This is a genomic window from Pseudomonas tremae (genome assembly GCF_023278125.1).
Classification (GTDB): Bacteria; Pseudomonadota; Gammaproteobacteria; order Pseudomonadales; family Pseudomonadaceae; genus Aquipseudomonas; species Aquipseudomonas tremae.
In genome coordinates, this window is the sequence record NZ_CP066270.1 from 1,025,004 (window position 1) to 1,046,405 (window position 21,402).

Here is a 21,402-nt window from a genome sequence, read left to right on the forward strand (position 1 = left end):
AGCTGCTGGTGCGGCGCGTGTCTGCGCCGCAGGTTCTGATCGGTGACTTGCCAAATTTTCAATTTCAGCCATCCTCCCCGCCATACGCTTTGCGTGCCTTCCCGGAAACGGGCGGGCCAGACGCGCTGGTCCTGCAAATCACACTTTAGAGTGATCTAGTGGCCAGCCCTGCTGGCTATAGTCGGCACAGGGAACGAGCAAGAGCGGACCTGGCAACGTGAGTTGATTCGATGACCGAGTCGGTTTTGAGTTATCCCACGGCCATAACAATAAAACACACGGAGTAGCGTCGATGACAACCACATACCCCTTCTGGCGCCGGGCAAAACTGCCGCTGGCCGTTAGCCTTGCTTCGTCACTGGCCGGCCCGGCGTTCGGCGTGACATTCAACGTTGGCGAGATCGAAGGCAGCTTTGACTCCTCGCTGTCGGTGGGCGCCAGCTGGTCGACCGAAAACGCCAACAAAAACCTGATTGGTGCCAACAATGGCGGGCGTGGGTTGTCGCAGACCTCCGATGATGGTCACTTGAATTTCAAGCGTGGAGAGACGTTTTCGAAGATATTCAAGGGTATTCATGATCTGGAACTGAAATACGGCGATACCGGTGTTTTTCTGCGCGGTAAGTACTGGTATGACTTCGAGCTTAAGGATGAAAATCGCGAGTTCAAGGACATCAGCGATTCAGGCCGTAAAGAGGGTGCCAAGTCCTCCGGGTTCCAGCTGCTCGACGCTTTTGTGTATCACAACTATTCGATCGCGGATCAACCGGGCGCCGTGCGTTTCGGCAAGCAGGTCATCAGTTGGGGCGAAAGTACCTTCATCCAGGGGGGGATCAACAGCGTCAACCCGGTCGATGTCTCGGCCTTTCGGCGTCCAGGTTCGGAAATCAAGGAAGGCCTGATTCCGGTCAACATGTTCTACCTGTCCCAGAGCTTGACCGACAACCTGTCGGCCGAAGGCTTTTATCAGCTGGAATGGGACCAGACGGTCGTCGACAACTGCGGCACCTTCTTCTCGCAGCCGGACGTGATCGCCGATGGCTGCAACAACAACCTCGCGGTACTGCGCAGCCGCAGCGGCCTGAACAGTTCGTTGAGTGCCGCCGGACTGCCGGCGGGTGCGCGTGGTGCAGTGTTCAACTCGCTGTCGCAGCAGGGCGTGGTGTTCGGCAACCCGGATGAAGGCGCCGTCGTGCGCCGTGGCCCTGACCGCGATGCGCGAGACAGTGGCCAGTTCGGGTTTGCCTTGCGTTATAACTACGAACCGCTGGACACCGAGTTCGGTGCCTACATGATGAACTACCACAGCCGTGCGCCGATTTTCAGTGGACGCGGTGGCTCGGCTGCATCGTTCAGCCCGCAAGGGCTGGTCGGCTCGCTGGTGCGCAACGGTCTGCCTGCAAGCACTGCTGCAGCGCTTGCCCCGACCCTGCTGCCGGTGGTGGTGGCGGGCAACTCCAGCTACTACGTCGAATACCCTGAAGACATCCGTTTGTATGGTTTGAGCTTCTCGACCACCTTGCCTACCGGCACCGCGTGGAGCGGCGAGATCAGCTACCGCCCGAACGCACCGATTCAGGTCAATACAACCGACATCCTGTATTCCGGCATTTCCCCGCTCAACCCGAATGTATCGCTGCTGAACGGGCAACCGAATACCGATCAGCCCGGCTACCGGCGCAAGGAAATCACCCAGCTGCAGACCACGTTCACCCAGTTTTTCGATCAGGTCATGGGCGCAGAGCGTCTGACCCTGGTGGGCGAAGTGGGCTGGACTCACGTCGGTGGCCTCGAAAGCACCTCGAAAATCCGCTACGGCCGCGACCCCGTTTATGGGCCGGGTCCATTGCCGGGCGGCCAGTGCGCAACCCTGAACGCGGGTACGCTGACTGGTGCCGAGCAGAACAACCTGACCCGTTACTGCGAAGACGACGGCTTCACCACGTCCAACTCCTGGGGTTATCGCGGGCGCGCCATCTGGGATTACAACAGCGTTTTTGCCGGGGTCAACCTCAAGCCCAGTGTTGCCTGGTCACATGATGTGAAGGGTTATTCGCCCGGCCCTGGTGGCAACTTCGAAGAAGGACGCAAGGCCGTCAGCCTCGGCCTTGACGCCGAGTACCAGAACACCTACACCGCGAACCTCTCCTACACCAACTTCTTTGACGGCAGATACACCACCGTCGATGACCGGGACTTCGTGGCGCTCAGCTTTGGCATGAACTTCTAAGCACATGTTTTCAGGATGACGACGAACATGAAAATAACAAAAAATCTGTTGCAAGCCGGTGTATTGGGGCTGTCATTGCTGGCCACCGGGGTGATGGCGGCGGTGTCCGCATCGGACGCGGCAAAGCTGGGTACAGCCCTGACACCCATGGGGGCGGAAAAGGCCGGTAACGCCGCCAATACGATTTCAGCCTGGAGCCCGATGCCGAAAAACGCCGGGGCGGTCGATAGCCGCGGTTTTCTTGCCAACCCTTACGCCAGTGAAAAACCGTTGTTCATCATCAAGGCGGCCAACGTCGAGCAATACAAGGACAAGCTGGCGCCTGGCCAATACGCCATGTTCAAACGTTACCCGGACAGCTACCGTATCCCGGTTTATCCGACTCATCGCGGTGCCACAGTGCCGGATGAAGTGTTTGCTGCGATCAAGAGAAACGCCACCACCAGCAAGCTGGTCGGTGGCGGCAGTGGTCTCGAGAATTTCGATACGGCTGTTCCGTTCCCGATTCCTGCCAGCGGTGTCGAAGTCATCTGGAACCACATTACCCGTTACCGCGGCGGCAGCGTGAAGCGTCTGGTTACCCAGGCTACTCCGCAGCCGAACGGCTCCTACAGCCTGGTGTACTTCTCCGACCAGTTCGTGTTCCGCGACAAGATGAGGGATTTCGATCCGAAAAATCCAGGCAACGTATTGTTCTACTTCAAGCAGGAAGTGACTGCCCCGGCACGTCTGGCCGGTGGTGTGCTGCTGGTACACGAAACCCTGGATCAGGTGGCCGAACCTCGCTCGGCTTGGCTGTACAACGCCGGTCAGCGACGTGTGCGCCGCGCGCCGCAGGTGTCCTACGATGGGCCGGGCACGGCGTCCGACGGGTTGCGGACCTCCGATAATCTGGACATGTACAACGGTGCCCCTGACCGCTACGACTGGAAGCTGATTGGCAAGCAGGAAATGTACATCGCAGCCAACAGCCACAAGCTGGACGACCCGACGCTCAAGTATGCCGACATCATCAAGGCCGGCCATATCAACCAGGACCTGACACGCTATGAACTGCGCCGCGTCTGGCACGTGACCGCCACCCTCAAGGAAGGTCAGCGGCATATCTATGCCAAGCGTGACTTCTTCATCGACGAAGACACCTGGCAGGCTGCAGTCATCGACCATTACGACGGGCGAGGTCAGCTATGGCGCGTGGCTGAAGCGCACTCCGAAAACTACTACGACAAGCAGGTGCCGTGGTACGCGATCGAGACCCTGTATGACTTGCAGTCCGGTCGCTACGTGGCGCTGGGCATGAAAAACGAAGAGAAGAAGGCCTATGAGTTCGGCTTCACGGCCGGTACCAGCGACTTCACCCCCAACGCGCTGCGTCAGGAAGGCGTGCGTTGAGCAGAGGGTTGTAACGCAGGTCGATACAGGCCGCAGGCCGATCAGTGACCGATACACAGGAAGGCCCCTTGAATGGGGCTTTTTTGCGCCTGTGTATCGGCCTTATAAGCTGTAGGAATTTTGTTACAGTCTTTTCGGTGATGAACTTTCAAAAGTGCAGATTTAACCGCTAGTCTCCGAACACCGCGATGCCGAAACACTGATCCCCACACGAGCCGGCCATGACTGATCTGTCCCGAATGCAAGGGTTCACAGACAGCGCGATTCCTGCGTTGGAGGGGCGTTTTTTTCGCCCACCACTTCCCGAAGGTTACGTTCCCCGTTCCCGCCTGTGCCAGCGCCTCGACGAGGGGCTGGGCGGTCGGTTGCTGCTGGTGTGCGCCCCGGCCGGTTTCGGCAAGAGTTCGCTGGCAGTCGAGTTCTGTGAGGGGCTGCCGGGTAAATGGCAAAACGTGTGGCTCGGACTGAGCGCACGCGACAGCGACCCTGGCCGTTTTCTGGAGCGGCTTCTGGCTAGCCTTCAGCAGTTGTTTCCACAGTTGGGCGCCCAGGCGATGGGGCTGGTGAAGATGCGTCAGCGTCATCAGCCGTTCGCATTCGAAGAATGGCTCGACAGCCTGCTCGACGAGCTGGCCCTGCATTTGCTGTTGAGCAAACCGCTGTTGCTGGTGCTGGATGATTACCACCTGGCTCAAGGCCCGGTGCTTGACCGCTGTTTGCAGTTCTTCCTCAACCACCTGCCGGTCGGCCTGGTTGTGATGGTCACCAGTCGGCAGCGTCCGGAGTGGCACCTTGCACGTTTGCGTCTGACCCGGCAGTTGCTTGAAATCAATGAACAGGACCTGCGCCTGACCCATGCGGAGTCCGTTGCCGTGCTGGCCCGGCCAGGTCGTTCGCTGGACGGCGAGGCGCTGCAAAGCCTCATTCAGCGCAGCGAAGGCTGGGTGGCCGGTTTGCGATTCTGGTTGCTGGCAGCTTCCGAAGCTGACGACGAAAGCGCCTTGTCGCAGGCGCTGCGTGGCAGTGAGGTATTGATTCGCGAGTACTTGCTTGAAGAAGTGATCGACTGCCTGCCAGCCGATGTTCAGGCTTTTTTGTACGACACTGCCTGTCTGGAGCGTTTTTGCGCCGAGCTGTGCAATGCGGCGCGGGACACCCATGACAGCGGCGAAATACTGCGCTACCTGCAGGCGCATCAAGTGTTTCTCGTGCCGCTGGACGAGCAGGGCCACTGGTTTCGCTATCACCACCTGTTTTCCGATCTTTTGCGCGCGCGACAGGCAGCAGGCCCGCAGCCCACTCGTCTGCACCTGAATGCCTGCCGCTGGTTCAGTGCTCAGGGCCTGCTCGACGAGGCGGTCGAACAGGCCCTGCGCGCAGGGCATCTGGACGTTGCGGCCAATCTGGTGCAGAACCTTTCTGAAGAACAACTGCTGGCCGAGCAGAATGTCGGCATGTTACTGCGTTGGAAAATGGACCTGCCGGATGAGCTGCTGACCAGTACCCCGCGCTTGATCGTCCTTTACGCATGGGCGCTGGGGCTGGCCTGTCAACTGGATGCTGCCGAGGAACTGGCCAATCAACTGAGCCGGTTTCTACCTGCGCCTTCGGCAACTGCTCAAAAATCGATGCTCGCTCAATGGCTGGCCCTCAGCGGTGTCATTGCGCGGGGACGCGGCGACAGTGAGCAGGCCGGACGCTATTGCGCCGAAGCCTTGCTGAGCCTGCCTGAAAAACGTTACGGACAGCGATTGGTCTGTCTTTCGACGTTGGCCAACCTGGCGGTTGCAGAGGGCGACCTGTGGCGAGCGAGGGTGCTGAACCGAGATGCGCTCGAGCTGGCCCAGAGGGTCGCCAATCCGCTGTTCGAAGCCCTGGCGCATTATGACCGCGCCAGAGTCCTGCAGGCCCGGGGCGAGGTACTTCGCGCGCTGGAGGAAGTTCGGCGCGGTCTGCAGCGCCTCAAAGGGCTTTCCACTGTGCGCTTGTATGCCGTGCGTGCACGCCTGACGCTGTATGAAGGCTATTTATCGACACTGCGTCTGCAGGTTAGCGAAGGGCGGGTATTGTTACTGGCCGGGCTGGCCGAAGCGCGTGCCTGTCGAGACATCAGTGTGCTGATAGGGCACTGCGTGATTGCCACAATGGACGGTTGCGATGGCCGGTTTTCCGAAGCGTTCGCCGAACTGGCCGAGGCCGAGCGGCTGATGCACATTTGGGATGTGCCGCCTGTCTACTACCTGGCCATGATCACGCTGGTCAAATGCGAGCTGTGGTTGCTGCAGGGACGTAGTGACTTGGCCGAGGCGTGGCTGCTGCGTCTGACCCAGACCTATAACGGCGGCCTGGGTGTCGCAGCCCCGGAGTGTCATCCGCAGTTGCCGCAACACATTGAACTGCAGCGTTCCGTGCTGGAACGAACGCAGGGCGATAGTGTTACCAGCGAACAGCGCTTGCAGGCACTTGAGCAGCGTGCGCGGTGCGTGGGTGCGCAACTGCTCGAGTTGATCGCCATGACTCAGCAGATCGACCTTTTGCTGGGTCAGTCGCGTCTCGACGAGGCTCGGGGGTTACTGCTGCGCTGCCTGCATGCGGCTGCCGGTGGGGCGCTTTTGCCGTTCAGAACGCTGCTTGGCGAACATGCCCAGTGGCTGCACGAGCAGTTGCTGCAAGCGCCGCCTTGCAAAGTGCGCAATGCGCTGCTGGAAAAATTCCCTGCGTGTTTCATACCGCTGACGCCTGAGCCTGCTCATGGCAGCGACTGCCTCAGCGTGCGTGAACTGGGTGTGCTGCAATTGATTGCAAAAGGTTGCTCGAATCAGGAAATCAGCGAGCAGCTGTTCATTTCCCTGCACACCGTCAAGACTCACGCCAGCCACATCAACAGCAAACTGGGGGTCGAGCGGCGCACACAGGCGGTGGCGCGGGCGAAGATTCTGGGCCTGCTAGGGTAACGGACGGTCGGATCAGCTTGGGCTTCCTGCCCACATTGCATCAATGTTCTTCAGCCCCCAGTCAGCGGGCAACTCGATTTTAACGATCACGTCGTGTTCTGCGGGGTCCTCCAGATCAAGAATCTGTGCCGCAAAAGTCTTGCCGGTATGAGCTGACATGAACACCTTCACGATCGGCTTCAGCAAGGACTGGCCGCTCTGGTCGATCACTATGCCCAGACGTCCGCTTTCCAGTCTCACCAGCGTGCCGACAGGGTAGATACCCACGGTCTTGACGAAGCTTTGAAATACCGCTTCATCAAAGTGGCCTTTCCAGGTGGCCATCTGGCGAATCGAATGGGCAACGCCCCAGCCTTTTTTGTACGGGCGTTCTGAGGTGATGGCGTCATACACATCGCAAACCGCGCCCATACGCGCAAAAATGCTGATCTGATCGCCTTGCAGGCCGTGTGGGTAACCTGTGCCGTCGACTTTTTCATGGTGATGCAGGCACACATCCACCACCGCTTCCGCGACCGGTTGACTGTTGTTGAGGATGCCCACACCCAGTTCCGGGTGAGCCTTGATAAGCTCGAATTCTTCATGGGTCAGTCGCCCGGGTTTGTTGAGCACGTCCGGGTCAATCATCATCTTGCCGACATCGTGCATCAGACCGGCCACGCCCGCCTGACGTATCTGTTCGTCCGGCATGCCCATGCGCCTGGCCAGTGCGACCATCAGCGCGCAAACGGCCACTGAATGCATGTAGGTGTATTCGTCGGCCGTCTTCAGGCGCGACAGGCTGATCAGCGCATGGGGGTGACGCAAGATGGAGCTGGATATTTCTTCGACCAGCAATTGCATGTTTTCTGCGTTCATCGCCTTGCCCATGCGGGCTTCGGTGAACATGTGCATGACCGCGTCTCTTGCCTTTGCGCAGATCATCCGGGCGCGCAGCACCTCCTTGTCGAGGCTGACCGGGTCGGTATCAGACACAAATGTCTCAAGCTCGGAAGAACCGCCGGCGGCAGGTGGCTCGATGACGCGACATTTACCGGTTTCTATCCAGACTTCCTTGGTGCCCGAGGCTTTAATGCGCTTCAACACCTCGGGATCATCGAGCATGACGTCGACCAGACTCGTCCAGAAAGGGTCATTGGTCAATCGACGGCAGAATTTGTGAATGTGCATGCCCAGAACAAGCTGGCTAACGGGAATTTTTTTCAACATGATCAGGGACCCGCGTGCAGAGGCATGAGCGTGCAAGGTGCGACACAGCGTGTATGCAACCGACCGCCGGAGGGTGTGCGCAGTGTGTGCCCGTTATGGATAGACATGATTTCACCTCACCGAGTGCACTGATCATGACGATCTCAAACTGCCAGTATACGGGGCGGTCAGGTAAAAAATCATGTCTATTTACGGCCTGCCGATCACTCCTCGAAAGCTTCACATTCTGCGCAATGTAACGCCACGCGCGCACGTCTCTGAGATGGCATGCTTGCGCAAATGTCCTGGTCTCTGACTGGCGCCCCGATCCCTGATGACCAGCACTTCGCTGCTGCCAATAGGGGCCTGAAAGCCCGTACGGCGGGCGGTTCAGCCGGGGTTAAGGAATTTTTGACAGTTGGCATGCTCTAATCCGGTTACCAGCGTTCGTCAAAACCAGGAGCTCCTGAATGTTTACCTCGCGTCGTTTGATTATTGTTGCCACTGCCGTTGCCATGCTTTCGGGCTGTGCGACATCCAACCCCTATGACAATCAAGGACAGGCGCAAAGCTCCGGTGGCATGAGCAAAACAGCCAAATACGGTGGGCTTGGCGCATTGGCTGGTGCTGTCGCTGGCGCGGCCATCGACCACAACCATCGTGGCAAGGGCGCATTGATCGGCGCCGCTGTTGCGGGCGCTGCTTCCGCAGGTTATGGCTATTACGCAGACAAGCAGGAAGCTGCATTGCGTGAGAGCATGGCCAATACCGGGGTAGAGGTGCAGCGTCAGGGTGACCAGATCAAGCTGATCATGCCGGGTAATATCACTTTCGCGACCGACTCTTCGGCGATTGCCAGCAGCTTCTACTCGCCGTTGAACAACCTGGCGAGCTCGCTGAAGCAGTTCAACCAGAACAACATTGAAATTGTCGGCTACACCGACAGCACCGGTAGCCGTCAGCACAACATGGACCTGTCACAGCAACGTGCCCAGAGCGTGGCTACCTACCTGACATCCCAAGGCGTCGATCAAACTCACCTTTCAGTGCGCGGTGCAGGGCCTGATCAACCGATCGCCAGCAACGCCGACGTCAACGGCCGCGCCCAGAACCGCCGCGTAGAAGTCAACCTCAAGCCGATCCCTGGCCAGCAGTACTGACACGCGCCGCTGCGTTCGCCTCAGAGCGGACGCAGCGCCTCTGTAATTGCAGCCTCTCGCGGAGCACGGGCCGGTTCAGGCCTACACTCAGGGGGCGGAGTGCTCTTGGTGACGCTCTACGTCACACGTCTGCGCCGCGATGCTCTGGGTACTGCTCGTGCAGCCTGTCCAGCAGTCGGTCTTTTTCTTCCCACAATGCATTGATCCACTGCTGGAATTCCAGACGGTACTCGCCATCCTGGTCGTAGTTTTTGCCTAGAAACTCCTGCGGAATTTTGATTTCTTCGAAGTGGGCGACGACTTCCTTCACGTTGCCGCACAGCAGATCCCAGTAACCGGGTTGTCCGCCGGGGTAGTGGATGGTCACGTTGATGATCGATGCCAGCTGTTCGCCCATCGCATCAAGCACAAAGGCAATGCCGCCAGCCTTCGGTTTCAGCAGATGACGGAAGGGCGATTGTTGCTGCGCGTGTTTGCCGGCTGTAAAGCGTGTGCCCTCTGCAAAGTTGAAAATCCCTACCGGGTTATGACGAAACTTCGCGCAGGTGCGGCGGGTGGTTTCCAGGTCTTTGCCTTTCTTTTCCGGGTGCTTGGCCAGATACGCTTTGGAGTAGCGCTTCATGAACGGAAAACCCAGGGCCCACCATGCCAGGCCAATCACCGGCACCCAGATCAGTTCCTGTTTGAGGAAGAATTTCAATGGGCGGATGCGCCGGTTGAGTACGTACTGCAACACCATGATATCCACCCAGCTCTGATGGTTGCTGGTGACCAGATACGAGTGCTGGTAATCCAGCCCTTCCAGGCCGCTCAGGTGCCAGCGGGTGTGGCAAAGCAGTCTGATCCAGGCATTGTTGGTGCCGATCCAGGTTTCATGGATGTGGCTCATCAACCAGTCGGTGAAACGCTGGGCGGCGGAGAAGGGCAGGCAGAGCTTGAAGATGGCGACCACGAACAGCACCGAACAACAGACGATGGTGTTCAGCGCCAACAGCAGCGAAGCAATGACGCCGCGCAGTGGGGCAGGCAGGAAATCCATGACAGGCAGTGCTCCGGAAGTTGTCGAGCGCCGCAGGCTGTCCTGCGGCATCTCGGTGTGTATCAGGAAAGTGTGTCGGCCTGTATGGCCGTCAGTGCGATGGTGTAGACGATGTCATCAACCTGCGCGCCGCGGGGCAGGTCGTTCACCGGTTTGCGCAGCCCCTGCAGCATCGGCCCAAGGCTTACGCAGTCGGCACTGCGCTGAACCGCCTTGTACGTTGTGTTGCCGGTATTCAGATCCGGGAACACGAAGACATTCGCGCGTCCTGCCACCGGGCTGTCCGGCGCCAGTTGCCGGGCGACGTCTTCATTGGCTGCGGCATCATACTGCAGAGGCCCGTCGATCAGTAGATCACGGCGGGTTTCCCGTGCCAGCTGAGTCGCTTCACGGACCTTCTCGACCTCTTCACCGCTGGCCGAGTTGCCGCTGGAGTAGCTGATCATCGCCACGCGCGGCGAGATGCCGAACGCGGTCGCCGAGTCGGCACTTTGCAGGGCAATTTCGGCCAGCTCGCTGGCACTCGGGTGCGGGTTCATGATGCAGTCGCCATACATCAGCACCTGCTCGGGAAACAGCATGAAGAACACCGAGGAAACCAGCGTGCAGCCCGGTGCGGTCTTGATCAGTTGCAGGGCCGGGCGGATGGTGTTTGCGGTGGAATGAACAACGCCTGACACCAGCCCGTCGACCTCGTCGAGCGCGAGCATCACTGTGCCTATCACCACCGGGTCTTCAAGCTGTTGCTCGGCCATCGGCGCGTTCAGGCTCTTGCTCTTGCGCAGTTCCACCATCGGCGCCACATAGCGCTCGCGAATCACCTCGGGGTCCAGAATCTCGAGCCCTGGCGGCAACTCGATACCGTGCGCCCTGGCCACCGCCTGCACTTCCTCGGGCCTGGCCAGCAACACGCAACGAGCGATACCGCGGGCCTGACAGATTGCTGCAGCCTGAATGGTCAGCGGTTCGTTGCCTTCCGGCAGGACGATGCGCTTGTTGGCCGTCTGTGCGCGCTGGATCAACTGATAGCGAAACACAGCAGGCGACAGCCTCAGCTCGCGCGGGGTGCCGCAACGCTGGTGCAGCCAGCCGGCATCCAGATGGCTGGCGACGAAATCGGTGATGTTTTCCGCGCGTTCGCGGTCATCGATAGGGATTTCCTTGTTCAACTGATTGAGGCGGTTCGCCGTGTCATATGAGCCGGTGCTGACAGACAGCACCGGCAGACCGGCCTGGAGCGCGCCCCGACACAGTTCCAGGATGCGCGGGTCGGGCAGGGTATCGCTGGTCAGCAGCAGGCCCGCCAGCGGGACACCGTTGATGGCCGCCAGACTCACGGCCAGAATGATGTCGTCGCGGTCGCCCGGCGTGACCACAAGCACACCTGGCTTAAGCAGCGGGACGGTATTGAGCACGGTGCGCGCGCAGATAATGATTCTGGACATGCGTCGCTGGTCGTAGTCACCCGCGTTCAGTACCTGCGCGCCGAGCAGTTCGGCCACGTCGCGGGTGCGCGGTGCATTCAGTTCGGCGCGATAGGGGATGCAGCCCAGCAGCCGGAAATCGCCATTACGCAGCAGCGGCGAGTGGTCTTTCAGGCGCGCGGCGAAAACTGCCATGCTCTCGTCCGTGCGGACTTTGTTGAGGATCACGCCAAGCACCTTCGGGTCCTTGGGACCACCAAACAGCTGGGCCTGCAGTTCGACCCGCCCCGAAAGCTCGGTCAGCACTTCGTTTTCCGGTGCCGAAACCAGAATGACTTCGGCATCCAGGCTCTTGGCCAGGTGCAGGTTGACCCGAGCGGCGTAACTGGCGCTGCGAGTCGGCACCATGCCTTCGACGACCAGCACATCCTTGCCGACAGCTGCCTGTTGATAAAGATTGATTATTTCTTCGAGTAGCTCGTCCAGTTGACCGTCACCCAGCATGCGCTCGACATGCGACAGTGCCAGAGGCTTGGGCGGCTTGAGCCCATGCGTTCGGGCCATCAGTTCGGTCGAGCGCTCTGGCCCCAAGTCACCGGGGTGCGGTTGGGCAATCGGTTTGAAAAAGCCCACTTTCAGGCCTGCGCGCTCCAGGGTGCGCACCAGGCCGAGGCTGATGGAGGTCAACCCCACACCAAAATCCGTGGGGGCGATAAAAAACGTCTGCATACGGGCTTCTCGATTGGGCAGTGCAAGGGGCGCAGCAGATATGGAACAGCGGCTGGCCAAAAAAGTCTGGAAATCGTCTGGTGCGAATTCTCGTCGGCAAGATTATCGTTATCTGCGGCATTCGCACACTGCCGCATCGCAAGGCCTGCCAGTCACCTGTCGCTGCGCACCGGGTACTGGATCGGAGCAGGCACCTGCCAGCGTTGCGACTGAAGTTGGCGCTGCATATGGCAGCAGGACAGTAGCGCATTTCAGCAGGCTTGCTCGTCCTGTCTCCAATCGAAAACAGTTGAACTTTCCAATCCGGGCCGTCCGTCAGAGTTGCGTTCGCTTTCGGGCGATGGCTTGGTTAAACTTGATCATTCTTCAATCTTAAGCAAAAGGTCTTGTCCCCATGCCGATCGCCGCCAATAAGGCTGTCTCCATTGACTATACCCTGACCAACGACGCTGGTGAGGTCATCGACAGCTCTGCCGGTGGTGCGCCGCTGGTTTACCTGCAAGGTGCAGGCAACATCATCCCGGGCCTCGAAAAAGCCCTTGAAGGCAAGGACGTCGGTGACGAACTGAAAGTTGCCGTCGAACCAGAAGATGCCTACGGTGAATATTCCGCCGAACTGGTCAGCACCCTGAGCAGCAGCATGTTCGAAGGTGTCGACAAACTGGAAGTCGGCATGCAGTTCCATGCATCGGCACCCGATGGCCAGATGCAGATCGTGACCATTCGTGATCTGGACGGTGATGATGTTACCGTTGACGGCAACCACCCGCTCGCTGGTCAGCGCCTGAACTTCGACGTGAAGGTCGTGGCCATTCGCGACGCCAGTGAAGAAGAAATGGCTCATGGCCACGTTCACGGTGAAGGCGGCCATCAGCACTGATTTTTGCTGTCAGGCTCAGGTCACTGAAAAGGCGCCCTGGCTGTTCTGCGATGACGATTTCGTTACGCGTTCGGCCAGGGTGCCTTTTAAAGTTGTGGCCGAGGGCTACTTGTTTCAAAAGAGGTTCTCATGAGTGCTTTTCACGACATCAAATTGAAGGCGCTGGGTGGTCAGGAACTGCCACTGGCTGATTTCAAGAACAAAGTTGTTCTGGTGGTCAACGTTGCCTCCAAATGCGGGCTTACACCTCAGTACGCGGCGCTTGAAAACCTGTATCAGCAGTACAAGGACAAGGGGCTGGTGATATTGGGGCTGCCCTGCAACCAGTTCGCCGGACAGGAACCGGGTACCGAGCAGGAAATTGCCGAATTCTGCCAGCTCAACTATGGCGTGACCTTCCCGTTGGGCGAAAAGCTCGAAGTCAACGGGCCAAATCGGCATTCGCTTTACCGTTTGCTGGCAGGCGAGGGGGCCGAATTTCCAGGGGATATCACCTGGAACTTCGAAAAGTTTCTGGTTGGCAAGAATGGTGGTGTCAGCGCACGTTTCTCGCCACGCACACCACCAGACGATGCTGCCGTGATCCAGGCGATCGAAAAGGCCTTGGCGCACAGCTGAATACCTGGTCGGGAAGGCAATCCTGCTCGCCCGACTGACCTACTCATACCGGTCATACCGGCTTCTGAACCAAAATCATCTAAATCAATAGTACTGGGCCACTGCATACGCCCAGCGATACCCTGCGCGTCTTACTCTGGCGCGTTCCGCTGGTAGTCATAGACTCTTTTCCCCTTGGAGTTCCGCATGTCGGCAGAAGCCTTGTTCACACCTTTTCGTCTGGGCAGTCTTGAGTTGTCTTCAAGGGTGGTGATGGCGCCGATGACCCGGTCGTTCTCGCCGGGGCATGTGCCCAATTCCGATGTGGTCGAATACTACCGGCGTCGAGCGGCGGCAGGGGTTGGCCTGATCGTGACCGAAGGCACGACGATCAATCACAAGGCTTCCAACGGCTACCCGAACGTTCCGCAGTTTTTCGGTGAGGCGCCCTTGGCCGGCTGGAAAAAAGTGGTCGACGCTGTCCATGCCGAGGGCGGCAAGATCGTACCGCAGCTCTGGCATGTGGGCGCGGTTCGTCGTCTCGGCACAGAGCCGGATGGCAGCGTGCCTGCTTATGGACCGATGGAGAAAATCAAGGACGGTCAGGTACTGGTGCATGGCATGAGCAAACAGGACATCGATGAAGTTGTCTCTGCTTTCGCCCAGGCGGCAGCCGATGCCAAGGCTATTGGCATGGATGGTGTGGAGATCCATGGCGCTCATGGTTATCTGGTTGATCAGTTCTTCTGGGAGGGCAGCAATCAGCGCGCTGATGAGTACGGCGGCAGCCTGGGCGACCGTTCGCGTTTCGCCATCGAGCTGATCAAGGCCGTGCGCGCGGCTGTAGGGCCTGATTATCCGATCATCTTCCGTTTCTCACAGTGGAAGCAGCAGGACTACACCGCGCGTCTGGTGCAGACACCTGAAGCGTTGGGCGAATTTCTTCAGCCATTGTCTGAGGCAGGCGTGGATATCTTCCATTGTTCTACCCGACGTTTCTGGGAGCCTGAATTCGAAGGCTCCGAATTGAATCTGGCAGGCTGGACACGCAAGCTGACCGGCAAGCCGACCATCACCGTTGGTAGCGTAGGGCTGGATGGCGAATTTCTGCAGTTTATGGTCAACACTGACAAGGTCGCCCAGCCAGCCAGTCTCGAAAACCTGCTTGAGCGGCTGGGCAACGACGAGTTCGACCTGGTGGCGGTAGGGCGGGCGCTGCTGGTCGACCCGGACTGGGCCGTCAAAGTCCGCGACGGGCGTGAGCAGGACATTCTGCCGTTCAGTCGAGAGGCACTGACGACACTGGTCTGATACTTTTCCCGCGCACCGGTCTGATCTCTTTGGTATTTGCGCTTGGGCATGCCTCGCGCAATTGTCGTTCGAACTGATCGATGATAGCCGTCCAGCCTTGGCGGCTAGCATGCTGCCGTGCATTCAGGCGCACTCGGCGCAGGGTTTCGCTGTCTTCAAGCATCCAGCGGGCGGCGTCTATGAATGCGGCCTCGTCGCCCGGCATCGCCAACGCGCCGTTATGCCCATGACGAATGTGCTGCCCGGCAGCCGCTTCGTCATAAGCCACGACACCCAGCCCTGACGCCAGCGCTTCGAGCACCACATTGCCGAACGTTTCGGTCAGGCTCGGAAACAGAAACATATCACCCGAGGCATAGTGCGTCGCCAATACTTCTGCGCGTTGAGTCCCGCAGAAAATCGCGTCGGGTATCTGTTGTTCGAGCTGGGCACGCTGTGGTCCATCGCCGACCACGATCAGCTTGAGAGTGCGCTGCGGGTAGCTTTCCTTGAGCGCTTCGAAGCTGGCCTTGAGCAAGCCCAGGTTCTTTTCCGGCGCAAGACGCCCGACATGCAGGACTCCCACATCGTTCGCTTGCAGCCCCCAACTGTCGCGCAGCGTCTGCGAACGCCTCGACGGGCTGAACAGCTGGCTGTCCACGCCGCGAGATAACAGCTCTATCCGCTCGAAGCCGCGACGCTCAAGCTCGACTTTCTGGCTGATACTCGGCACCAGCGTGACGCGCGAACGGTTGTGGAACCAGCGAAGGTAGTGCGTCAGCAGGCGGGTTATGAAACCCATGCCGTACTGTTGAGTGTATTGCGGGAAGTTGGTGTGAAAACCGCTGATTACCGCAATCCCCAGACGCCGCGCAGCCCTCAGCGCCGATAGCCCCAGCGGGCCTTCAGTGGCGATATACAACACGTCAGGCCGACGCCGCTGCCAGCGCCGCAAGAGCTTGTGCATCGAAGACTGACCCCATTGCAGCCCTGGGTAGCCGGGTATCGGCCAGCCCCGGCACAACATCAGGTCGTCGGCCGCGCCAGAAAGAAGCTCTTCACTCTGGCGTGGGCGAACCAGCTCGACCCGGTGCCCGCGCAACCGCAACCCGTCACAAAGCCGCCCCAGTGTATTGGCAACGCCGTTGATCTCGGGAGTGAAGGTTTCAGTGATAAGGGTGACATTAAGAAATTGGCTCATGAGAGCAGTTTCGGCTGGTTATATTTCGGTTATGTGGCGGTTGTGTGATGGATTGGTGATGGGGCGTTGGCAAGAGGGTTAAGCTGGTTTAAAACTGCGCTGAATAGCTAACAGGGAAAAATAGTGGCTGTAAATGGCTTTCTATAAAGTCCACGATTGGTTTTGGTGGTGTCCTACAAATATTTAAATGCTTTCCTAAAGGTATGTAGTTCGCTTGAACAGGTGTTGATATTATCCGTCTCCCTAGTAATGTCTGGTCATCGAACTTTGTGGTTCGTTACTTTCGAACTGGAAAGACTGATTTTTCAGTTGCTCTTGCGTACCAAAAAATTTGGGAAAATAAAATAAAATTCAACACTAAAAAGTTGGAGCGGGTTCGTTCGGCCTCAGGAATGGCTTTGGCGCTTTTAGCCTGTTCAAATCTTGCATTGGCTGGGAACTATCAATCATCGGTCGCTCTGCCGGTTATTCATTCAAAGGGCTACCTTCACACTGCCGAGCTGCCAGTGAGCAGGCATGCGCCTGCGGCGGCAGCGATCAAAAATGTCAGTTGGAACTGGAACGTGGCGGGTTGGCCTCAGCGGCTTGAGGTCCATTTGTGTCAAGGGGACAGCTTGTGCTTGAACGTCTCACGCCAGCGAACGGGCTCCACAGCGTTTTTCGATAATCAGTTGGCAAGTCGCAAGTTTTATTACACGATGAAGATTGGAAATGCAGGAAGGGTCCCTGTAGCTGGACAACAAGGACGAATCACTGTCGATTGGTGATTCTTCAAAGTTGCCCTCCCCTCAGGAGGGGAGGGCACTCATGCTACCAATTTGCCATGTCTCGGAATGCTTCAGGAAGAGCGTCATTAAAGTTTAATATTTTCTCAAGAATTTTAGCAGCAGGCGTACCTTTCAAGTATTCCTCTTCATAAAGAGTTGTTCTCTCTCTCTGCATCCAGCGCTCTGTTTTCTGGAAGTAAGCGCTTGACTCGGGTGTCACGATTTCTCCAGTGGCACAGTAACGAATGACAGGATAATCAGATAGATCCACACCTTCACCATTCAATGAGTTGTGAGCATATTGCTTGGCAAGGAAGCTTGCTTCATTTGGGTTGTTTTCAGCTTGTGCCATCAGTTTGTGCCTGAGCTCTCCCCCTCGGAAAATTGTCTTTCCGCAATGGGGCGTCTCTTTATCGTGGATGGCTTTTTGGAGCGCGTTAGCGAAGATTCCAGGTGTCGATGTGGTGGTAAGTGATGTTGTTTTTTGGCGTATCCCCAACGGTGTAACATTCAGAAACGGCGTGGGACTACTGCAGGTCATTTCAGCGTTCCTCTTTTGCTTTCCATTGCTGCGGGCATAGGAAAGAAGTCTTTGTCCTCCACAGCGGATCTGCGTTGGCTGATATCCATGGTATTCATGAAGCGAGTCGAGCGCGGCGTCGCTGGCTTGCCGAGTGCTGCGGGATCTGCAACCGAAGATTTTTCCTCTTCCTGAGCGTGTCTATCTCTCAATATCTGAGCAAACCTATCTGATCGCGATTGCGGGATGGTCTCGAGACCGGCAGGTCGGGTGGTGTTGATTGTGTTGATTGTGTTGGCTGTTGCAATATTTACGGTGTTTTCCATTGTTCTACAGCTCCTGTTGTTTAGAGGCAATAGAGCAAGCGCAATGCCAATATAGATAATTGGTTGAGTACTACACACTTGAGTCAAGCGGGAGGGATGCTGATTTAGTTAGCCTACAGAAACGGACTACATAACACTTTTTGAAACGCTGGCAACGTTTGGTCTTTAGCGGCAACAGTTTGCCGGCAGCCATTTATTAGCTTTTGGCTTTGATTGTGAGACTTGGAGTTTTCTTTTGTAGGAAACGTCTTTATGTTTATCTTTTTTGCAGGGTTTCTGTTGGTCTGATAGAGTCGGCCCCTTTTCAGAAGGACATAAAATGTCGGATTTAATGTATGCACCCCCCAAAGCCAGTCTGGATAAGGATGAATCGGACAGTGCCGGCCCAGAGTTTTATGTCGTGTCGTTACAGAAATTTCTCATTCTGTATTTTTTGACATCCGGTTTTTACGCGACTTACTGGTTTTATAAAAACTGGTCGCTGAACAAGAAGTTTTTGGGCAGTAATGTGTGGCCCGTGGCGCGTGTTATGTTCGCCGCTATTTACGCTTTTCCACTGTTTCGTAATGTGGATAGAAGTCTGCGGCGACAGGGGCTTGGTCACATGGCGTACTGGCCGGTTAGCGCTTCGGTGTTGCTTGCCTTGACTATTGCGGGAATCCTGCTGGCGCAGGGTGTGTCAGGGAACTTGCGATTTGAGCTGGTCGGTGGCTGGCTGGTATGGGTCGTTCTGTTGGCCACTGCGCAGACGCTTAATATGATGCTGGTGCAGTCAAAGATAAATCTCGCCGCGCATGATCCGGATGGGAGCAGCAACTCAAGATTGACACTTGCCAATGGATTGTGGATTGTTATCGGATGTGCCATATGGTTGGTCAGTATACCGACCTATCTTTCCGCTTCTACTTTAGGTTAGACAGTTTTGATACCAGAAGAAGTACCGGACAGCTAATCCATTAGCTGTCCGGTGCTCTTTCAGGCGTTGTCGTCACTCGGCCTGTCAATCAGAACGATCAGCCCAGGTCGTTGACCAGTTGGCCGATCAATTCGCCTACCTTGGCCAGATCCGGTGCAGCCAGGCGATGTTCGTCAGCATACGAATAAGCGACGCTGAACAGACCTGCTGTGCGGGTGGAATAAGACGGAGCGTCTTTTTCGAAAACGCGAGCGATTGCTTCGGCAGTCAGGGAATTGGAGCTGATGACAATGCGCTCTTCGGGGTCGTTTACGCCGTTGATGTAAACGTTGTCCGGATTGATCGACCATTCGGCCAGTTCAATTACCAGAAAAGCACGAATCTTTTCTTCGACTGTTGCGTTTTCGGCGGCAAATGCAGCGGGGTTTACCGGGGTGTTCATGATTTAACTTCCTTGTTAAGTTCATGTGTCGCATGTTCTATGGAAGCGAGCTTCACATGAACGGGTTGGTTGAGGCCCTATTTAGCCCCGGTCGCCAGTGCTGTGTGCGGTAAATAGTTATAGCGCATGAATTTTTTTGCCCTTCAGTCAAGCCGGGCGCGCGGTGCACGCCTCGGCAAGTCTGCATTCAGCCGCGTGCGTGTGTCACCGGCAGTGCATCGGCGCCGCGTTCACGCACCCAGAACAACGTGGCGCCTGCCACTGCGGCGGGCATCATCAGCAGGTTGACCACCGGGATAAGCAAAGCGACGTAGACGATGCCGCCGAAGCTCAGGCTCTGCCAGCGTTTGCTTTTCAGCCAGCCGAGCATCTCGTTCCAGCCCAGTTTGTGGTTGTCGGCCGGGTAGTCGATATACTGGATCGCCATCATCCATACGCCGAACAGCAGCCACAGCGGTGCGGCGATAATGTTGGCCACCGGAATAAATGACAGGATGAACAGCCCGAGCATGCGCGGCAGCATATAGCCCAGCTTGCGCGCTTCGCGGGCCAGTGTGCGTGGGACCATTGCGACCAGTTCGGCCCAGCTGAAGTCCGGCGATTCATCCACGCCGCGAATCACGGCTTCGACTTTTTCAGACAAAAATCCGTTGAAAGGCGCGGCTATTATATTGGCGACCATGGTGAAAGTGAAAAACACCATCAGCAGTACCAGCGCCACGAACAGTGGCCAGAGGATATAGCTGAGAAAACTCAGCCAGTGAGGCAGGGTGGGCATGAATGTATCGACCCACAGCTCGAACTGATGCACCGCCAGGTAGATCAGGCCGCAGAACAGCACCAGGTTGATGCTCAGCGGCAGCAGGACAAACAGGCGCAGGCCGGGACTGAGAACCAGTTTCAGGCCTTCCCTAAGGTATTGCGGGCCGGACAGGGCAGGAGCGGGCATGGCAGCCTCCGAATGCTGAAAGGCGTGACCTTACCGGCTTTGTGATAGCCGTGAAAGAGCTGATAGATGTTGACGGTCAAGACCGTTCGCCGCGTGTAGCGCGCGTCGCGAGTACGAGTGCCCACGCGAGTACACTCTTGTCTGCCGGTCGCTCTATAGAAGTGACCTATGGGGTGGATTGTGAAACGATATTTCCTTAACCTCTGCTACCCCGATAGGCTTGGCAGCAATTTCAAGACTTGTCTCAGGAGTCAGAACTTTCAGGACCTGCCGGGTTGATGCACTTCCCCAAGTGTTTCGGCAGTCCTTTTTTATCCAGCGGTACGACCGCGGCGTTATACAGCCGGTCGACAGGAGTGTGTCATGTCAGACGTACGTCATTCCCGAGTGATTATTCTCGGCTCCGGCCCTGCCGGTTACAGCGCGGCGGTTTATGCTGCCCGCGCCAATTTGAAGCCACTGCTGATCACCGGCATGCAGGCTGGCGGTCAATTGACCACGACCACTGAAGTCGACAACTGGCCGGGTGACCCCCATGGCCTGACCGGCCCCGCGCTGATGGAGCGCATGCGCGAACATGCCGAGCGTTTCGAGACCGAAATCGTCTTTGATCACATCAATTCCGTGGACCTGGCCGGCAAGCCCTTCAGCCTGCAAGGTGATAGCGCAACCTATACCTGCGACGCACTGATCATCGCCACAGGCGCAAGCGCTCGTTATCTGGGCCTGCCTTCGGAAGAAGCGTTCATGGGCAAAGGCGTTTCCGCCTGTGCGACCTGTGACGGTTTCTTCTATCGCAACCGTGAAGTGGCCGTTGTCGGCGGCGGCAATACCGCCGTGGAAGAGGCCCTGTATCTGGCCAACATCGCCAGCAAAGTAACGCTGGTTCACCGTCGTGAGACGTTCCGTGCCGAGAAGATCCTGATCGACAAGCTGCACGCGCGTGTTGCCGAAGGCAAGATCGAACTCAAGCTCAATGCCACGCTGGATGAGGTGCTGGGCGATAACATGGGCGTGACTGGTGCGCGTCTGAAAAACAATGACGGTAGCAGCGACGAATTGAAAGTCGACGGTGTATTCATTGCAATCGGCCACACGCCGAACACCTCGTTGTTTGAGGGGCAGTTGGCCTTGAAAGATGGCTACATGGTTGTGCAGGGTGGCCGTGAAGGCAATGCAACTGCAACCAGTGTCGAGGGTGTATTCGCGGCAGGCGACGTGGCTGACCACGTTTATCGCCAGGCGATCACCTCTGCCGGTGCCGGTTGCATGGCTGCACTGGACGTCGAACGTTACCTGGACGGCTTGGCCAACGTTTCGTTTTAATCAGCCATACTTGCCGCACATGACTCGCATGCCAATGCTCTGCATTGGCATGCATCTGGTTGGGCTGCGTGT

The 21,402-nt window shown here is 57.4% G+C and carries 19 protein-coding genes; 11 read left to right on the forward strand and 8 right to left on the reverse strand.

Features of this window, described 5'->3' with window-relative positions; translation table 11 throughout:
• Window positions 1–292 precede the first annotated feature (292 nt).
• The 3 genes from I9H09_RS04745 to I9H09_RS04755 all read left to right on the forward strand — a co-directional run bounded on the left by I9H09_RS04745 (window position 293) and on the right by I9H09_RS04755 (window position 6,576).
• Window positions 293–2,230, forward strand: coding sequence for a DUF1302 domain-containing protein (locus tag I9H09_RS04745; protein ID WP_054997684.1), 1,938 nt, complete (start codon window positions 293–295; stop codon window positions 2,228–2,230).
• Window positions 2,231–2,257: 27 nt separating this feature from the next.
• The gene (locus tag I9H09_RS04750) at window positions 2,258–3,622 is read left to right on the forward strand and encodes a DUF1329 domain-containing protein (protein ID WP_054997685.1); all 1,365 of its coding nucleotides are present in this window, start codon (window positions 2,258–2,260) and stop codon (window positions 3,620–3,622) included.
• Window positions 3,623–3,843: 221 nt separating this feature from the next.
• A complete protein-coding gene (locus I9H09_RS04755) occupies window positions 3,844–6,576 on the forward strand; it encodes a winged helix-turn-helix domain-containing protein (RefSeq protein WP_122329481.1) in 2,733 nt (910 codons plus the stop codon).
• A 12-nt stretch (window positions 6,577–6,588) separates the two neighbouring features.
• Here the strand turns inward: I9H09_RS04755 and I9H09_RS04760 are convergent, their stop codons facing one another.
• Complete coding sequence (locus I9H09_RS04760) at window positions 6,589–7,785, reverse strand: cyclic di-GMP phosphodiesterase (RefSeq protein WP_053931902.1); 1,197 nt, start codon at window positions 7,783–7,785, stop codon at window positions 6,589–6,591.
• Window positions 7,786–8,234: 449 nt separating this feature from the next.
• Between I9H09_RS04760 and I9H09_RS04765 the strand changes: the two genes are divergently transcribed.
• On the forward strand, window positions 8,235–8,924 hold the full coding sequence (locus I9H09_RS04765; protein ID WP_024670446.1) for a YiaD family glycine zipper/OmpA-like lipoprotein: 690 nt from the start codon (window positions 8,235–8,237) through the stop codon (window positions 8,922–8,924).
• 121 nt (window positions 8,925–9,045) lie between these two features.
• Here I9H09_RS04765 and yihG read toward each other — a convergent pair whose 3' ends face one another.
• Together yihG and pta are read right to left on the reverse strand one after the other, a co-directional pair.
• Window positions 9,046–9,963: a 1-acylglycerol-3-phosphate O-acyltransferase, YihG family gene (gene yihG / locus I9H09_RS04770; protein ID WP_024670445.1), complete on the reverse strand. Its 918-nt coding sequence runs from the start codon at window positions 9,961–9,963 to the stop codon at window positions 9,046–9,048.
• Window positions 9,964–10,025: 62 nt separating this feature from the next.
• Window positions 10,026–12,116 (reverse strand): phosphate acetyltransferase, encoded by a 2,091-nt coding sequence (pta, locus tag I9H09_RS04775; RefSeq protein ID WP_005891247.1) that lies wholly within the window; start codon window positions 12,114–12,116, stop codon window positions 10,026–10,028.
• A gap of 80 nt (window positions 12,117–12,196) precedes the next feature.
• Here pta and I9H09_RS04780 point away from each other — a divergent pair, with 80 nt between their 5' ends.
• The 4 genes from I9H09_RS04780 to I9H09_RS04795 all read left to right on the forward strand — a co-directional run bounded on the left by I9H09_RS04780 (window position 12,197) and on the right by I9H09_RS04795 (window position 14,904).
• Window positions 12,197–12,361 (forward strand): hypothetical protein, encoded by a 165-nt coding sequence (locus I9H09_RS04780; protein ID WP_155495993.1) that lies wholly within the window; start codon window positions 12,197–12,199, stop codon window positions 12,359–12,361.
• A 149-nt stretch (window positions 12,362–12,510) separates the two neighbouring features.
• Window positions 12,511–12,996 (forward strand): FKBP-type peptidyl-prolyl cis-trans isomerase, encoded by a 486-nt coding sequence (locus I9H09_RS04785; protein WP_005891250.1) that lies wholly within the window; start codon window positions 12,511–12,513, stop codon window positions 12,994–12,996.
• 129 nt (window positions 12,997–13,125) lie between these two features.
• On the forward strand, window positions 13,126–13,614 hold the full coding sequence (locus I9H09_RS04790) for a glutathione peroxidase (RefSeq protein WP_024670443.1): 489 nt from the start codon (window positions 13,126–13,128) through the stop codon (window positions 13,612–13,614).
• A gap of 186 nt (window positions 13,615–13,800) precedes the next feature.
• Window positions 13,801–14,904: an NADH:flavin oxidoreductase gene (locus I9H09_RS04795; RefSeq protein ID WP_005891256.1), complete on the forward strand. Its 1,104-nt coding sequence runs from the start codon at window positions 13,801–13,803 to the stop codon at window positions 14,902–14,904.
• Here the strand turns inward: I9H09_RS04795 and I9H09_RS04800 are convergent.
• Window positions 14,873–16,084, reverse strand: coding sequence for a glycosyltransferase family 4 protein (locus I9H09_RS04800; protein WP_005891257.1), 1,212 nt, complete (start codon window positions 16,082–16,084; stop codon window positions 14,873–14,875). The two genes, I9H09_RS04795 and I9H09_RS04800, sit on opposite strands and share 32 nt — an antisense overlap.
• Before the next feature lie 269 nt (window positions 16,085–16,353).
• Between I9H09_RS04800 and I9H09_RS04805 the strand changes: the two genes are divergently transcribed.
• On the forward strand, window positions 16,354–16,851 hold the full coding sequence (locus I9H09_RS04805) for a flagellar protein FlhE (RefSeq protein ID WP_235662935.1): 498 nt from the start codon (window positions 16,354–16,356) through the stop codon (window positions 16,849–16,851).
• A gap of 43 nt (window positions 16,852–16,894) precedes the next feature.
• Here the strand turns inward: I9H09_RS04805 and I9H09_RS04810 are convergent, their stop codons facing one another.
• Both I9H09_RS04810 and I9H09_RS04815 read right to left on the reverse strand, forming a co-directional pair.
• Entirely contained in the window at window positions 16,895–17,392 is a 498-nt protein-coding gene (locus I9H09_RS04810) for a hypothetical protein (RefSeq protein WP_054998059.1), read from the reverse strand.
• Window positions 17,389–17,697 (reverse strand): hypothetical protein, encoded by a 309-nt coding sequence (locus I9H09_RS04815; RefSeq protein WP_005891262.1) that lies wholly within the window; start codon window positions 17,695–17,697, stop codon window positions 17,389–17,391. Before I9H09_RS04815 ends, I9H09_RS04810 begins: the two co-directional genes overlap by 4 nt.
• Before the next feature lie 319 nt (window positions 17,698–18,016).
• On the opposite strand from I9H09_RS04815, the gene I9H09_RS04820 reads away from it, so the two are divergent.
• On the forward strand, window positions 18,017–18,613 hold the full coding sequence (locus I9H09_RS04820) for a hypothetical protein (protein WP_053931905.1): 597 nt from the start codon (window positions 18,017–18,019) through the stop codon (window positions 18,611–18,613).
• A gap of 97 nt (window positions 18,614–18,710) precedes the next feature.
• On the opposite strand, the gene I9H09_RS04825 is transcribed toward I9H09_RS04820, so the two are convergent.
• Both I9H09_RS04825 and cysZ read right to left on the reverse strand, forming a co-directional pair.
• On the reverse strand, window positions 18,711–19,055 hold the full coding sequence (locus tag I9H09_RS04825; protein WP_024670440.1) for a hypothetical protein: 345 nt from the start codon (window positions 19,053–19,055) through the stop codon (window positions 18,711–18,713).
• A gap of 187 nt (window positions 19,056–19,242) precedes the next feature.
• On the reverse strand, window positions 19,243–20,004 hold the full coding sequence (gene cysZ / locus I9H09_RS04830) for a sulfate transporter CysZ (protein WP_005891265.1): 762 nt from the start codon (window positions 20,002–20,004) through the stop codon (window positions 19,243–19,245).
• 363 nt (window positions 20,005–20,367) lie between these two features.
• Here cysZ and trxB point away from each other — a divergent pair, with 363 nt between their 5' ends.
• Window positions 20,368–21,330: a thioredoxin-disulfide reductase gene (gene trxB, locus I9H09_RS04835; protein ID WP_005891266.1), complete on the forward strand. Its 963-nt coding sequence runs from the start codon at window positions 20,368–20,370 to the stop codon at window positions 21,328–21,330.
• The last annotated feature ends 72 nt before the right edge of the window (window positions 21,331–21,402 follow it).